The organism is Pacificibacter maritimus, from assembly GCF_003814915.1.
Classification (GTDB): domain Bacteria; phylum Pseudomonadota; class Alphaproteobacteria; order Rhodobacterales; family Rhodobacteraceae; genus Celeribacter; species Celeribacter maritimus.
In genome coordinates, this window is record NZ_RKQK01000001.1 from 1282550 (window position 1) to 1297719 (window position 15170).

At 51.4% G+C, this 15170-nt stretch carries 16 protein-coding genes; 8 read left to right on the forward strand and 8 right to left on the reverse strand.

The genetic code is table 11. The features are described 5' to 3' along the window. Positions 1 to 7: 7 nt before the first annotated feature. Positions 8 to 643 carry a ChrR family anti-sigma-E factor gene (locus EDD53_RS05990; RefSeq protein ID WP_123792239.1) on the reverse strand — a complete coding sequence of 212 codons (636 nt, stop codon included), beginning with the start codon at positions 641 to 643 and terminating at the stop codon, positions 8 to 10. Between the two features lies 1 nt (position 644). Continuing rightward, entirely contained in the window at positions 645 to 1331 is a 687-nt protein-coding gene (locus EDD53_RS05995; RefSeq protein WP_342772288.1) for a sigma-70 family RNA polymerase sigma factor, read from the reverse strand. A gap of 87 nt (positions 1332 to 1418) precedes the next feature. On the opposite strand from EDD53_RS05995, the gene EDD53_RS06000 reads away from it, so the two are divergent. The 7 genes from EDD53_RS06000 to tsaD all read left to right on the forward strand — a co-directional run bounded on the left by EDD53_RS06000 (position 1419) and on the right by tsaD (position 6963). Further along, on the forward strand, positions 1419 to 2699 hold the full coding sequence (locus EDD53_RS06000) for an NAD(P)/FAD-dependent oxidoreductase (RefSeq protein WP_123792240.1): 1281 nt from the start codon (positions 1419 to 1421) through the stop codon (positions 2697 to 2699). After that, complete coding sequence (locus EDD53_RS06005) at positions 2696 to 3475, forward strand: DUF1365 domain-containing protein (RefSeq protein ID WP_246002230.1); 780 nt, start codon at positions 2696 to 2698, stop codon at positions 3473 to 3475. Before EDD53_RS06000 ends, EDD53_RS06005 begins: the two co-directional genes overlap by 4 nt. Beyond that, positions 3472 to 4200: an SDR family NAD(P)-dependent oxidoreductase gene (locus EDD53_RS06010; protein WP_123792241.1), complete on the forward strand. Its 729-nt coding sequence runs from the start codon at positions 3472 to 3474 to the stop codon at positions 4198 to 4200. The genes EDD53_RS06005 and EDD53_RS06010 overlap by 4 nt, the downstream gene beginning before the upstream one ends. A gap of 74 nt (positions 4201 to 4274) precedes the next feature. After that, entirely contained in the window at positions 4275 to 4763 is a 489-nt protein-coding gene (tsaE, locus tag EDD53_RS06015; protein WP_170162689.1) for a tRNA (adenosine(37)-N6)-threonylcarbamoyltransferase complex ATPase subunit type 1 TsaE, read from the forward strand. Continuing rightward, entirely contained in the window at positions 4756 to 5367 is a 612-nt protein-coding gene (locus tag EDD53_RS06020) for a hypothetical protein (protein WP_170162690.1), read from the forward strand. The genes tsaE and EDD53_RS06020 overlap by 8 nt, the downstream gene beginning before the upstream one ends. Then, complete coding sequence (locus EDD53_RS06025) at positions 5364 to 5978, forward strand: L-threonylcarbamoyladenylate synthase (protein ID WP_123792244.1); 615 nt, start codon at positions 5364 to 5366, stop codon at positions 5976 to 5978. Before EDD53_RS06020 ends, EDD53_RS06025 begins: the two co-directional genes overlap by 4 nt. After that, positions 5971 to 6963 (forward strand): tRNA (adenosine(37)-N6)-threonylcarbamoyltransferase complex transferase subunit TsaD, encoded by a 993-nt coding sequence (tsaD, locus tag EDD53_RS06030; RefSeq protein WP_123792245.1) that lies wholly within the window; start codon positions 5971 to 5973, stop codon positions 6961 to 6963. The genes EDD53_RS06025 and tsaD overlap by 8 nt, the downstream gene beginning before the upstream one ends. On the opposite strand, the gene EDD53_RS06035 is transcribed toward tsaD, so the two are convergent. The 5 genes from EDD53_RS06035 to EDD53_RS06055 form a co-directional block, all read right to left on the reverse strand. Next, positions 6960 to 7697: a proteasome-type protease gene (locus EDD53_RS06035; RefSeq protein ID WP_123792246.1), complete on the reverse strand. Its 738-nt coding sequence runs from the start codon at positions 7695 to 7697 to the stop codon at positions 6960 to 6962. The genes tsaD and EDD53_RS06035 overlap by 4 nt on opposite strands. A gap of 10 nt (positions 7698 to 7707) precedes the next feature. Next, entirely contained in the window at positions 7708 to 8505 is a 798-nt protein-coding gene (locus tag EDD53_RS06040; protein ID WP_123792247.1) for a transglutaminase family protein, read from the reverse strand. A 3-nt stretch (positions 8506 to 8508) separates the two neighbouring features. Then, complete coding sequence (locus EDD53_RS06045; RefSeq protein WP_123792248.1) at positions 8509 to 9450, reverse strand: alpha-E domain-containing protein; 942 nt, start codon at positions 9448 to 9450, stop codon at positions 8509 to 8511. Position 9451: 1 nt separating this feature from the next. Continuing rightward, positions 9452 to 10876 (reverse strand): circularly permuted type 2 ATP-grasp protein, encoded by a 1425-nt coding sequence (locus EDD53_RS06050; RefSeq protein WP_123792249.1) that lies wholly within the window; start codon positions 10874 to 10876, stop codon positions 9452 to 9454. A 113-nt stretch (positions 10877 to 10989) separates the two neighbouring features. Next, a complete protein-coding gene (locus EDD53_RS06055; protein ID WP_123792250.1) occupies positions 10990 to 12036 on the reverse strand; it encodes a hypothetical protein in 1047 nt (348 codons plus the stop codon). 247 nt (positions 12037 to 12283) lie between these two features. On the opposite strand from EDD53_RS06055, the gene EDD53_RS06060 reads away from it, so the two are divergent. Next, positions 12284 to 14482: an NADP-dependent isocitrate dehydrogenase gene (locus EDD53_RS06060; RefSeq protein WP_123792251.1), complete on the forward strand. Its 2199-nt coding sequence runs from the start codon at positions 12284 to 12286 to the stop codon at positions 14480 to 14482. A gap of 56 nt (positions 14483 to 14538) precedes the next feature. Here the strand turns inward: EDD53_RS06060 and EDD53_RS06065 are convergent, their stop codons facing one another. After that, entirely contained in the window at positions 14539 to 15111 is a 573-nt protein-coding gene (locus EDD53_RS06065) for a TetR/AcrR family transcriptional regulator (protein WP_123792252.1), read from the reverse strand. Positions 15112 to 15170: the final 59 nt, after the last annotated feature.

Here is a 15170-nt window from a genome sequence, read left to right on the forward strand (position 1 = left end):
ACGTCAGTTAAATCCGAAACAAGGGTTGCAGCAAGCGCGGCATTAGGCCTTTGAATTCAAGCGGCGCATCAGTGGCCGCCAAGCAGATGCAGGGTTCGCCCATCTCTGCGCGTGGCGTGTGTTCGACATCGTCGTCAGCCACTTCAACGTCACCGCGTGCGAAACGACCGCCTTCGTCTTTGAATGCACCTTGCAAGACCAAAGTTAGCTCTAGGCCGCCATGGGTGTGATCGGGCACTTCGAACCCTGGCGCGATTTGAAGCAAACGGACAGAGCCTGCTTCGCCCGCTTCCAAAATGCATTGTTTTGCACCTGGTCCTAAGGAACGCCATTTAGGGGCTTTGCCGTTCAGCAATTCCATCACAGGCGCGGGATATACAGCTGTCCCTTTGACTGGCGCGGGTTCGACGATATCGTCATCAAGCCCAGCGAAAACACGGTCTCGCAGATCATCAGACACCATGATTGGATCGAAATCATCCAATAACGCACCGCCCACCGCTTCATGCGCGGCAAGCTCTGCACGGCAGTCTTCACATATCGAAATATGCGCGGCCACGACCAACGCAAATGGACGCGCCAAAGATCCAGACACATAGGCAGTCAGAACAGACTGCGGGATATGATGAGAGATTTCGGTCATATTACCGCTCTCCTTTCAACTCATGCCGCAAACGCTCTAATCCAAGGCGAATGCGCGATTTAATAGTCCCAAGCGGCAATCCCGTTTGGTCACGAATCTCACTATGGGTGAATTCACCCAGATATGCTTTTTCGACCAGCTCGCGCTGCTCGGGGTTCAGGCGTGCAATCGCAGAGCGCAGCTTTGCTGTCTCTTGTTCCACGCCCAACACCTGTTCGCCGTCTACATCGGTCGATTCAGGCATTGCTAACTCTTCTGGTACGGGGCGGCGCTCTTTTCGGATCACATCTATTTGCCGATTTCGCGCGATTTGGAATATCCAGCCCGAAACTTCAGCCCGCTCAGGGTTGAATGAGGCGGCTTTTCGCCAAACCGATAGCATCACATCTTGAACAACATCATCCGCTTGGGCAGCCCCAAATCCATTTTTCATCAGCATGCCACGCAAACGGGGCGCAAAATGATCAAACAAGGCGCCAAAGGAGGTCTTGCACCTTTGATCGCGGACCTTGAGCATCCATTCGGTTTGTTCGGAAAATGATGTTTTGGTCGTGCTCGTCACAGAAACTCTTTCGTCAGCTTTCCAAATGCCAAAGCTTTGGGCAAGCGTTCTGGATGCAGTTTGCGCATCCTCAGATAAGGAATGGTCTGTTTCAAGCATATCAAGTTTACGCAGCCCATGCAGCATTGGATCACATTTATCGAAAAAAAATCAAAATAAATGATCCAAACCACATGAAAGCGCGTAAACATTGAAAATATAATAGGAATTTTTATGTCTTTTGATGTCCCACGCCCCCCCCGCCAACGCATTGCAATTATCGGCTCGGGAATCTCTGGCTTGGCCAGCGCGTATCTTTTAGCCTCTGATCATGATGTTACGGTTTATGAATCCGAGCCCCGATTGGGGGGGCACGCGCGCACCTTGATTGCTGGTAAAAATGGCGACCAGCCAGTGGACACGGGGTTTATCGTGTTCAACTATGCCAACTACCCCCATCTGACGGCCATGTTCGACAAGCTCAATGTACCTGTGATTCCATCGGACATGAGCTTTGGCGCCACCATCAACAGTGGGGCGGTCGAATATGGATTGAAAAGCTTGGGCGCGCTGTTTGCGCAAAAGTCCAATGCGGCAAAACCTGCATTTTTGCGGATGGTGCGCGATATCTTTAAGTTTAACGCCAACGCAGAAGCCGCTGTCGCGGATGAAACCACGACGATTGGCGAATTATGCGATCAAATGCAACTGGGGCCTTGGTTCATCCAGTACTACTTGATGCCGATCTGCGGCGCGATTTGGTCAACGCCACCCAGTGAAATTCGCAACTACCCTGCCGCATCCTTATTGCGGTTCTTTCGCAACCACGCGCTTTTGTCGGCATCAGGGCAACACCAATGGTACACCGTTGAAGGCGGATCGATCGAATATGTGCGCCGTTTGGAAACCCATTTGAAATCGCTGGGCTGCACCTTCCGCTTGTCAACTCCTGTGGCCGGCGTCACCCGCGATGCATTGGGTGTGACCGTGAAATCTGTCGCAGGTGCAAGTGAACAATTCGATCAAGTGATCTTCGCCTGTCATTCCGATCAAGCGCTTAAACTTTTGGCCAATCCAACCCCGCTAGAACAGCGCGCTTTGACGGATCTACGCTATCAAGCCAATCGCATCACATTGCACAGCGATGATCGCCAAATGCCGAAACGCCGCGCTGCGTGGTCATCGTGGGTATATAAATCCGACACTGTCGGTCAGGAGCAGGCCCTTGGGGTGACCTATTGGATGAACCGCTTGCAAGCCATTGATGAAAAAGACCCTTTGTTCGTGACCCTCAATGCTGCTACCGAAATTGACGAAGCAAAAATCTATGATGAGACCACGCTCTATCATCCTGTTTTCGACAATGCCGCCTTGATTGCACAACATACGATTGATGATATCAACGGCCAAAACCGTACATGGTATGCTGGCGCTTATCTGCGCAATGGGTTCCATGAAGATGGCTTTCAATCGGCTGTGAATGTCGCAGAAAAAATGGAAACCGTTTTGGTATGACCCGATCGATGCGCGTGCCAGAACACATCATCGGGCATACCAGCCACGCACGACGCGGCGCCATTCAAAATGCGTTTCGCTACGGCGTCGATTTCGTTTTGATCGATCTGACCGCGCCAGAGCAAAAAACACCTTTTTTGTTTTCGCGAAACCGTTTCAATCTGGCCTCCGTCTATGATGAAGACCATGGAGGTCCGATCAAATCTGGTGCTGGTGTGGCATGGGCGCAGCAGCATTTCGCACAAGCAGGACTTGCAGGATGCCGCGTCGATTTGCTGACCCAGCCCCGCTTTTTGGGCTATGGCTTTAACCCCGTTAGCTTTTGGTTGGCGTGGGACGGGTCTGATTTGCGCGGGGTAATCGCAGAAGTGTCCACCCCCTTCAAAGATCGCCATTCTTATTTGTGTGTCAAAAAAGACCGCAGCCCGATCACCAAGTCCGACACAATATTCGCGCCGAAATCATTACATGTCTCTCCCTTTCAGAACGTCAAAGGCGACTATCAATTCACCTTTGACATCACCCCGCAGAAAATCGCGATCCGAATTCTGCATAAAAACGGGGACCAAGGCGTCGTTGCAACCCTATCAGGACCGCGCGCCGCGCTCACCACAAGGTCTTTGCTGCGCGCGGCATTTCGGCGTCCATTTGGGGCGCTGCGCACGATGACTTTGATCCATTGGCAAGCGCTTGTGCTCAAACTCAAGGGCGCGACCTATCGCAGGCGACCGAACCCACCCAGCACTGAAATTACCAAAACAAGGGGCGTAGAATGATTGATCGTATTTCAGGAAAAACATGGTGGATCGTTGGCGCATCCGAAGGTTTGGGCGAAGCGATTGCACGCGCTCTCGACGCGCAAGGCGCGCACTTAATTTTATCTGCACGCTCGCAAGACAAACTTGATGCCTTGGCTGCAGACCTAGCAGACGCCACAGTCGTGCCTATTGATGTTACGGATCAAAGCAGTGTCACCAAAGCCGCACAAGAGGCAGAGCGGGCTGATGCGATGCTTTATTGTGTGGGCGCATACGAACCGATGGATGCAAAGCACTGGGACAGTGACGTGGTTACAAGCATGATCGACACCAATTTTACGGGCGCCGCGCGCGTGTTGGGGGCTGTCATTCCACATTACGCAAAGCGCAACTTTGGCGATGTTATGCTGATCGGCTCCCTGTCTGGCTATCGAGGCCTACCTGCCGCAGTTGGATATTCTGCGTCAAAAGCGGGATTGATGAATCTGGCTGAAAACCTGCTGATTGACCTGAAAAACACAAATGTAACGGTGCAAATCGCCAATCCAGGCTTTATCAAAACACGGCTGACTGCCAAAAACGATTTTGACATGCCGCAATTGATGACCCCAGAGGTCGCAGCAAATCATGTGGTAAGCGCGATCAACAGTGGACGTTTTGAAACCGCGTTCCCACGACCTTTTGCTTGGGTCTTTAAATGGGGTAGATATTTGCCCCGCGCACTGTTCAACAAGCTGTTTTAATCGCACAAAGCATGGACCTTTTGTCAATTTTGACCTAAATCCGCAGGACGTATTCCCAGCCAAGGATCGCCCCCGTGGACCCGCACGATCATCAAAGTATCAGCATTCCTGCGCAAAATGAAACGCAGACAGGCCAAATTGCCGCCGCAGTGACCGATGTTTTGCGCGCGGGCGATGTGGTGATTCTGGATGGTGCTCTGGCCGCGGGAAAAACCTTTTTTATCCGCGCCTTGGTTGCAGCCCTTGGCAGCGACGAAGACGTAACAAGCCCAACTTACACGATCGCAAACATCTATGAGACGCCAAAGTTCCCTGTCTTGCATGTTGATGCTTATAGACTTGAAAATGCGAAAGAATTTTATCACCTCGGCTTAGATGACTACTTTGACACTGGCCTATGTTTGATCGAATGGGGCCAACGCATCAACGGATTCTTTGATGCCGCTTTGCAAATTGATATCGAATTTGGCGCCACAGATCAGGACAGGATTTTCACCTTTTCAGGCAAAGCGACCCCGTGGAAAGCTGTTTTTGCCGCCCTCAAGGATATGTCGCATGACTGAATTGACGTTCCTTTTACAAACCTCAAACGGTGTGCCTGTCATGGGCTTGGCCCAAGGCGATATCGTTGTGTTTGATAGCGCCCAAGATGAGACTTTGAGGGGCTCGCGTGACTACAGAACCACATTGGAGACGGCGCTGGATCGCCTTGGGGCGAAGCTCGAAAACATCACCGAACTCTATGTTGATATTGGCCCCGGAGGTTTGGGCGTCACGCGCACGGGCGTGGCCTTTGCCAATGCTTTGGGCTTTGCCTTGGGGCGACCAACTGTTGGATTGCCCGCCTTTGAATTGCTCGGGCATCAGCTAGAGCAAAACGGATCTGGACCTGTGGCAATCTTGCGCAAAGCGGCGCGTCCATTCGTGCATTTTGGTCTGTTCGCGGATGGAAAACTTTCACATTACGAACATTGCGAACGCGATACGGCCGTAGAACAGCTGGCAAAATTGGACTCCTACGCCCTCGCGGGCAACGTCGATATCTCACAAGACATCATGCCAACCTGCAACGTCGCCGCGATCGAGACAATGCTAAAGATTGCCCGAAAACAGCCAGCCGCCGCACCAAACACACGCGCCTACCCTATCGTTGAGACACTCGCATGACACAGCAACAGTCCTTGTTCGATCAGGCCAAAACCACTTTGGCTGCAGGCGGCGTAATCTTATTGGCGACTGACACGGTATTGGGGTTGGTGGCACTGCCGCAGCGCGACGATGCCGTGAATAAGGTCTATTCTCTAAAACAGCGTCCAAGAGAGAAAAACCTGCCGATCATGGTCGCCAATGTAGAGCAAATCAAAGCACTTGGCGGACAAGTGACCGATAGCGCGCAAGCCTTGCTCGACAGTGACTTTATGCCCGGTGCGCTGACCTTGGCTTTAGCGCTTGATCCAACTTTGACGCCTGCTTGGCTGGAAAAACGCGCTGAATGCGCTATCCGCATTCCGAAGGATACGTTTTTGTTGGCGCTGCTCACCGACCTTGGCCCTTTGATGGTCACATCGGCCAATATGTCGGGTGAGACGCCTGCAGATACGACAGAGCAAGCCATGGGGCTGCTCAACGGTCAGCCTGATTTTGTTGTCCACGGTACAGCGCCTTTGCAACAGCCTTCGACCTTGGTCAATTGCGCTACAATGCCTGCCAAGATCGAACGCATTGGCGCAGTGTCTGAAGCCGAAATCACAGCCATATTGGACCGTGCGAATGACTAAATATGTACTTGGGATTGAATCCTCATGTGATGATACATCGGTCGCCGTTGTGGCCAAAGATGGCCAAGTCAAAGCAATCAAAACCGTATCGCAATATGAAGTGCATCAAGCCTTTGGTGGGGTTTATCCCGAATTGGCATCGCGTGCGCATTTAGAAGCTATTCTGCCAACAATCGAACAGGTTATGAGCGATGCGAATATCACCCCGAGCGACCTTACAGCGATTGGCGTGACCCGTGGACCTGGTCTCATCGGATCGCTGTTGATTGGCCTGTCCACTGCCGAGGCCCTATCAATGGGTTGGGGTGTGCCTGTCTACGGCATCAACCATTTGCGCGGCCATATGAGATCTGTCGATTTGGAAGAAACGCGCACAAAATACCCTGCTGTGGTGATGCTGGTCTCGGGTGGTCACACTTTGGTCGCGGAACTCAAAGACCCGTGGAGTTATCGTTTACTGGGCACCACGCGCGACGATTCCGTGGGCGAAAGTTATGATAAAGTGGCGCGCATGCTGGGCCTTGGAATGCCTGGAGGGCCCGCAATTGATGCGGCGGCCAAGCGCGGCACGCCTGTGTTGCGCTTGCCCCGCCCGATGAAAAACGATGGCTATGAGTTTTCGTTTTCTGGCCTCAAATCCTCGGTCGCGCGCCATATCGAAAAGCACCCCGAAGTCAGCCTAGATGATATGTCAGCGTCCTTCGTCGCAGCCTGTATGGATGTTTTGATGGCCAAAGCAGAGCGTGCTGTGATTGAATGTCAGCCAAAATCACTGATCATCGTGGGCGGCGTCGCGGCCTCGCCGCAACTGCGCGACGGCATGGAAAACTTGGCACAAGATCATGGGGTTTCACTGTGCCTGCCGCCCATAAAATGGGCGACTGACAATGGAGCGATGATTGGATTGGCGACTTGGGACTACATCGAAAAAGGCATTAAACCTGATTTGATCCCCAAGCCGAACCTGAACCTTGAGACGCCTTAACTTTTGATTTTGTAATCGGGCAAGCTGCCGATTGCTTCATTCAACGCATCACTCCAACCACTTGAAATGGTTTGAAAGTATTCGTCATCAGCCTCGATGCGCGTGGTATAACCCTGTGTCAAACTATCAGTTTCATAGGCTTGAACATCCAAGGGCAAGCCAACCGATAGATTGGATTTTATCGTGCTGTCAAAAGACAAGAGCATCAGCTTGATCGCCGCTTCGAATGACATTTCGGGATCATAGCCGCGCACCAATATCGGTTTGCCGTATTTGGTTTCACCGATTTGGAAAAACGGCGTATCGCTGCTGGCTTCGATAAAATTACCTTCGGGGTAGATCAAAAACAGGCGCGGCGCGGCGCCCTTGATTTGCCCCGCAATCAAAACGGTCGCGTTGAAACTGCTCGAAGCGCGTTGGCCTTCGTCGGCATGGGTGGCTATCACATCTTTCAAAGTATCCGCCACAAGCTGGGCGGCTTGAAACATTGAAGGCACTGCAAAGATCGAGGGTTCACGATCTTCTGGGGCTTTACTACGCTCATCGAGCAAGCTGACCAAGGCCTGCGTGGTCGCCAAATTACCAGCCGTCATAATGGTGATCACGCGATCACCCTGTTCTTCCCAAGTAAACATTTTACGGAAAGTGGAAATATTATCGACACCCGCGTTTGTGCGCGTGTCGGACATCACCACAAACCCGCGATCGAGCATCATGCCAATGCAATATGTCATGTATCGTGCCTTATTGTTGTGCGACTTCGATTTGAACGCTCAGCGTTTCGCCTGAGCCGCCATATCGTGTCCCTGTTACAGGAGCTGCATCAGCATAGTCCAGCCCTGTTGCGATGCGCACGTAACGAACATCGGGTGAAATCGCGTTGGAAACATCAAATCCGATCCAGCCCAACCCTGTCACAAAAGCTTCAGCCCATGCGTGAGTCGCATCTTGGGCTATGCGGTCATCCATCATCAAATAACCCGAGACATAGCGTGCGGGGATGCCCATTTCGCGCGCACAGGTGACGAAAATATGCGCGTGATCTTGGCAGACCCCTGTTTTCGCCTTCAAGGAATCTTCGGCGGTCCAATCAGATTGTGAGCTGCCCACTTGGTAGGCCACAGCTTTATGGATCAAGGCAGATAGGTTGTGCAAACGGTCAAGATCGGTGTCGCCCTTAACCTTTTTCACCAAAGCCTTGACGCCTTTTCCCGATTTGGTCAAATCCGTCGGGCAGTCAAAAAGCCACAAAGGCGCAGGACCACGATGCGCGCCAATCACGCCATGGGTTTCAGTCACTTCAACTTCACCTTCGCTGATCAGCGTGACTTCAGTGGCGCCACGATCAAAGGAAATCAGATCAACGTGATTGTTGAATTGGTCGTCATAAGCCACTTCTTTAGCGCCACCTACGACTTGGATTGACCAGTTTAAGATATGTTGCACGGCTGTTGTTTTGGGCGTTAGGCGCACCTGTTGCAAACCGTATTGTACGGGGGTTTCAAAGAGATAGCGCGTTGTGTGACGGATGCTTAATTTCATATGCTACTCATAAAACCTAAAGTCGATTTCGATTTGCTGGCCCAAAGCGCTGAATTCTTTCAAGCAACATTGAATATATTCATGCAGGCCTTCATCAAAAATGTCATCGATATCGCTTTGCGCCAAACGCGCCACGGTGGCATTGGCCATCGCCAAAGAAGGTGGTGCGGAATCGTAATCCAACGCAAGATATTGCAAGTTGGACAGGATTTTATTGGCGCAAAAACTCAAACTGCGCGGCATGCGATTGTCCAAAATCAAGAACTGCGCAATATTGCGCGGCTTGGTCACATTGCCATGCACCATACGGTACCCGCCACGAGCAGAAACCGACCGCAGGATCGTTTCCCATTGCACGTTATCAATAGACGACCCGACTGAAAACACGGATGGCAGCAGCACATAGTATTTGACATCCAAGATCCGCGCTGTGGCATCTGCGCGTTCCAAAAACGTGCCGATGCGGGCAAAATCATACATATCATTGCGCAGCATTGTACCGTGGGTCGCCCCGCGCACCAAAGCGGTACGTTGGCGGATCAAACCCAAAACGGCAGGCAAATCACGTTCTGACACAGGTTTCGCCAAGGCTTTTTGAACCGCCATATAGCAGCCGTTCATTGCTTCCCAAACTTCTTGGGTCATAGCTGTGCGCACAAGTCGCGCATTTTGACGGGCGGTGGCGATCACACAAAGAACAGATGATGGATTATCTTTGGATCGCAACATCCAATCAATCGCATGCTGTTTGTCCAAACTGTCGTATTTCTGCGTATAGCCTTGATAAACGCCTGCGGTTTTCATCACAGGTTTCCATTCGTCATCAGATCGTTCCGCACGGGTCAAACCAATGCGTTGGCCCGTTTCGATCAAGCGCGATGTGTTTTCAGCCCGTTCCAGATAGCGAAACATCCAGTAGAGGCCATTTGCGGTTTTTCCTAACATATCAGTCCTCTAGCACCCATGTATCTTTGGTGCCGCCCCCTTGTGATGAATTGACAACCAGTGACCCTTGTTTGAGCGCCACGCGGGTCAAACCGCCAGGGGTGATATTGATGCCATTGGGCGAACATTGCACATAGGGGCGCAAATCCACATGGCGTGGGGTCAAACCCGCTTTGTTGAAAATCGGCACAGAAGACAGGCTAAGCGTGGGCTGCGCAATGTAATTATTGGGCCGAGCTTTCAACTTTCTGCGGAATGTTTCGATCTCTTTTTTGCTTGCTGTCGGCCCGATCAACATTCCATAACCGCCTGATCCGTGGACTTCTTTCACCACCAGATCTTCGAGATTATCCAAGACATAGCCCAGATCATCCGTTTCAGAACACCGCCAAGTGGGCACGTTTTTCAAGATCGCCTTTTCGCCTGTGTAGAATTCTACAATATCAGGCATATAGCTGTAGATCGCCTTGTCATCCGCGATCCCTGTGCCAGGCGCATTGGCGATGGTGATGCCGCCTGCGCGGTAAACATCCATGATGCCAGGCACGCCGAGGGCACTTTTGGGGTTAAAGCTGAGCGGATCCAGATATTCATCATCAATGCGCCGGTACAACACATCAATCGGTTCATAGCCACGCGTAGTGCGCATGGCGACACGGCCATCAACCACGCGCAGATCATGGCCCTCAACCAGTTCGACGCCCATTTGATCGGCCAAAAACGCGTGTTCGTAATAGGCTGAATTGTAAATGCCTGGCGTCAAAACTGCCACAGTCGGATCGCCGTCACACGCCGCGGGGGCACAAGCCGCCAAAGAGCGGCGCAAATCAGCAGGGTAATTTTGGATCGATTGCACTTTGTTTTTTGCAAACAGTTCTGGGAACATCTGCAACATGGTTTCGCGGTTCTCAAGCATGTAAGACACGCCCGAAGGCGTACGCGCATTGTCTTCGAGAACATAAAAATCATCGTCAGATGTGCGCACCAGATCGACGCCCACGATATGCGTATAAATACCGCCGGGCGGTGTCATACCCAACATCTGTGGCAAGAACGCGTCGTTATTGGCGATCATTTCACGCGGCACACGTCCCGCTTTGATGATTTCTTGACGGTTATATACGTCATGCAAAAAGGCGTTGATCGCCCGCACACGCTGTTCGATACCTTTAGACAATTTTTGCCACTCACGCGCTGCGATAATGCGCGGAATAATATCAAAGGGGATTAGTCGCTCTTCGGCTTCAGTGCGCCCGTAAACATTAAATGTAATGCCCATCAGGCGAAAAACTTCTTCGGCCTCGCGCTGTTTGGCCCGCAATCGCGCTGGGTTTTCCCCCTCGAACCACGTGTTGAATTCTGCATATGGCGCGCGCAATTGCCCGTCACTGCCCCACATTTCGTCAAATATATTTTTTTCGCTCATGGACTGAGGTTAGGCATGGAAAAAAGGGAACGCAATAAAAACCTATTCCAGAATCAACGCGACAAAAAACGCGCCTGAATTTTAACCGCAGCTGGCGCGTCGCAAGACCTAGATCAGTCTTTTTGCGCGCGCTCACGCGAATTTTTCTTGTCGTTTTCCAAGGCAATGATACGTTCGCGAAGCCGATCTAATTCGGCGGATTGCGCTTTGCAAATGCGCAACAAAGCACTGATCGCATCGGCCTGCCCTTGTTCATATGCTCTGCGCGGCAGATCAGGTGCAGGCGCAAACAACGCATCGCGCCCCAAAGCCTGCGCCAACCGTGTATTTCCCGTAGCAGCCTTATCCAACACCGCGGCGCGCACATCTGGTGGTACGCATATATGATCTGCCTCAGATAGTTCTTTTACTTGATATTTTTTAATGAATTTATCGAACACCTCGGATTTCATACGCGCAGGAAAGGCTCGATTGAAATAGCTGTAAAGCGTGCTGATCGCAGGCCCCGCACTGCTGCGCACAGAGCGAAATTTCTGAATATCATCAGGGCGTGGCACTCCCCAAAGATCGCAAAAACATTCCACGCTGCCCCCTTTTGCCATCAGGTCGTCATAGGTCAACACTGTCACAGGCAATGCGGCGGACCAAAGTTCATATATATGCGCGTAATCTAAAATAGGCGCGACCTGCGCGGCATAATCTTGTGGGCTTGGAATTTGGTGTCCCGTCTTTAATTTGTTCATCAAGCCCCATTGCTGATAAGCGGCCTCTAGCCAATCATCTTGCCTGCGCAAAACCAAAACCACTTCAACGTTTGTGAACACATTCGAGCTGGCGGCAAATTCCGCTATCGTTTTGATTTGATCCCGCGGGTCTGGATTGGTCGCAAGGATTTCATTGGACCAAACGACCAAATCAAAATCTGCCCGAAATTCTGGGGTTGCGGCATGGGATTCTAGTGCTTCTAACGCTGATCTCAATGTTGCAGCTTGCGCGGCTTGGGATTGATTGCGCGGGCGCGGGCCATCGGGGATACGACCTAAAATACGCCCTAAATAAAAACAGCGGTGCTGTTTGAGATAGACCGCACTTTCGCCAAGAAAGCTCTGCAACGCGGTTGTCCCTGTTTTCCCCATCCCAATATGCAGCGATAATTTCATATGAGATCTCCAAATTGACACAAGGCGGCACCATAAGTTTACGGCACATTGCCGTAGTTTAACCGTATTCAACAGCCCTTTTGCAACTGGAATGAGGCAAGAAACATCATCGTATACCGTTGTACACATTGACTTGAGCCCTCGTCTGATTTACGCAAAATCCAATCGCGTGGAAGTGAGACTCATGGATGCCCCATAAGCCTCGCCGCGCAGGAATTTGACTAAAATTCGCGAGAGAGATCAAAGCATGTCCAACAAGACCCCAGACATTATTTATACCATCGTTGACGAAGCGCCCGAATTGGCGCGCCACTCGCTTTTACCGATCATCAGTTCTTTTGCGAGCGCAGCAGATATCAGCGTTGAGACCCGCGATATTTCTTTGGCTGGCCGCATCTTGGCTTTGTTTCCAGATCTTTTGACCGAAGATCAACGCGTGAATGACGATCTGGCTGAATTGGGCCGCTTGGTGAAAACACCAGACGCCAACGTGATCAAATTGCCAAACGTATCTGCTTCTGTACCACAGCTCACCGATGCGATCGCTGAATTGCAATCCAAAGGCTTTGCAATCCCTGACTACCCTCAGTCCCCTGCGACAGACGCTGAGAAAGCAATCCGCGCAAAATATGACACTGTCAAAGGCTCGGCTGTGAACCCTGTTTTGCGCGAAGGCAACTCTGACCGCCGCTCAGCAAAAGCTGTGAAAGAATACGCAAAAGCCAACCCGCACCGTATGGGTGACTGGACTGCAGACAGCAAGACACATGTTGCCTCCATGTCTGGCAATGACTTTTTTGCCAATGAAAAATCCGCAACCATCACAGCCGCACAAGCTGGTGGCGCGAAAATCGTTTTCACTGCTGCTGATGGAACAAAATCAGTGCTGAAAGACGGTCTATCATATGACGAAGGCACTGTTGTTGACGCGACATTCTTGTCCGCAGCCGCTTTGCGCAGCTTTATCAAAGACGAAATCGCATCTATGGAAGATGGCGTTTTGTTCTCTGTGCACCTCAAAGCGACCATGATGAAGGTGTCTGATCCGATCATCTTTGGTCACTTTGTGTCTGTCTTCATCGAAGATTTCTTGGCGAAACACGGCGACACGGTAAAAGCGCTTGGCTTTAATCCCAACGCTGGTCTTGGCGATCTGGAAGAACGCATCAAAGGCAATGCAGAACTTGAAGCCGATCTGAAAGCCGCGCTTGCAGGCAAGCCTGACATGTACATGGTCAACTCAGACAAAGGCATCACCAACCTGCACGTCTCCTCTGACGTGATCATTGATGCCTCTATGCCTGCTGTGATCAAAGCGGGCGGTATCGGCTGGGGCCCAGACGGCAAGGCCGCTGACACCAAATGCTGTATCCCTGACAACTGCTACGCAGGCATCTACGACGAGACGATCAATTACTTTAAAGAAAACGGTAAATTGGATGTGACCTCATGTGGCGCTGTGTCCAATGTGGGCTTGATGGCGCAAAAAGCCGAAGAATACGGTTCACACCCAACCACATTCGAATTGCCGTCAGCAGGGACTGTCGAAATCGTGTTGGACAACGGCGATGTACTGCATTCTCACACTGTAGAAGCGGGCGACATCTGGCGTTCCGCGACTGCGAAAAAAGCCCCAATCCTTGATTGGATCAAAACAGGTATCGAGCGCTTTGACGCTGTTGGCACCGCTGCATTCTGGCTGGATGCCAACCGCGCGCATGACGCTGAATTGATCAAATATGTTGAACCAGCTTTGAAAGCCGCAGGCAAAGACATTCCGATCATGGCGCCACGTGAAGCGACACGTTTCTCATGGGTTGAAATGGCCAAGGGCAAAGATGTTGTGACCATTTCTGGCAACGTTTTGCGCGATTACTTGACCGATTTGTTCCCCATCTTGGAACTGGGCACATCTGCAAAAATGCTTTCCATCGTGAAATTGATGAACGGTGGCGGTCTGTTTGAAACGGGCGCTGGCGGGTCAGCACCGAAACATGTTGAACAACTTGTTGAGGAAAACCACTTGCGTTGGGACAGCCTTGGCGAATTCTGCGCGCTTGGCGAAAGCTTCAACTTTTTGGCCGACAGCAAAGGCAAAACCAAAGCCGCAGTTTTGGGTCAAGCCGTTGAAGATGCGACTGTGAAACTTTTGCTGAACGCGAAATCACCCGAGCGCAAAGTCGGTCAAAATGACAACCGGTCTTCGCACTACTGGTTTGCGCGCTACTGGGCTGAAAGCTTGGCGACACAAGATACAGATGCCGCGTTAAAAGCACATTTCGCACCTGTGGCTGAAAAGCTTTCTGCGAATGAGGCAACCATCTTGGCAGAGTTGAAAGCCGATGAAGGCAAGCCTGCGGATATGGATGGTTACTACAAATCGGATGCCGCCAAAACATCTGCTATCATGCGCCCCTCAGCGACATTGAACAGCATTATCGGCTAAGGCCTGTGGTGATAAAACGAATAAAAAAGGGGGCCTTGCGGCTCCCTTTTTTGCGTTTAAAGCCCGACGATGCCGCTGGCGATTTCGTCGGCAATTGCATGAGCGTCAACACCTGTGCGTTCGGCCGAGACCCGCAACCCCAATAAGTCAGACTGATATCTGCGCGCCAGCACCTTTGGATCATGTGCAGGATGAATGCTGCCTTCAGATTGCGCCTGCTGAAACAGCTCGGCGAATTGGGCTTCCATTTTTAACAAATGCTGGTTCGCTTCTTCTGCCAAAGGGTGGTTGTGCGCCTGCAGTTCCAGCAGTGTTTTTGACAGCATACAAGCCTTTGCAGGGGCATCATCGCTTTCAATCACCATTTTAGGAAAACGTTGCAGGGCTTTGATCGGCCCATGATCTTGGGCCAAAGCTTTTAGACGCGCGCGACCATCTGTGGCATATTTTTCCATCGCCAAAGCAAATAGCGCATCCTTTGATCCGAAGGCTGCGTAGAAACTGCCTGGCTTCATCTGCAATGCCGCTTCGAGATCTTTCAGCGAGGTTCCTGCCCAACCGCGCTTCCAAAACAGATTGCGAGCGCGGTTTATCAGATCATCTTTATCATAATTTGGTTTGCGTGGCATGTGATCACCAATTCTTGAACGACTGCTCAATTATATACTTGAGTGATCACTCAAGAAAC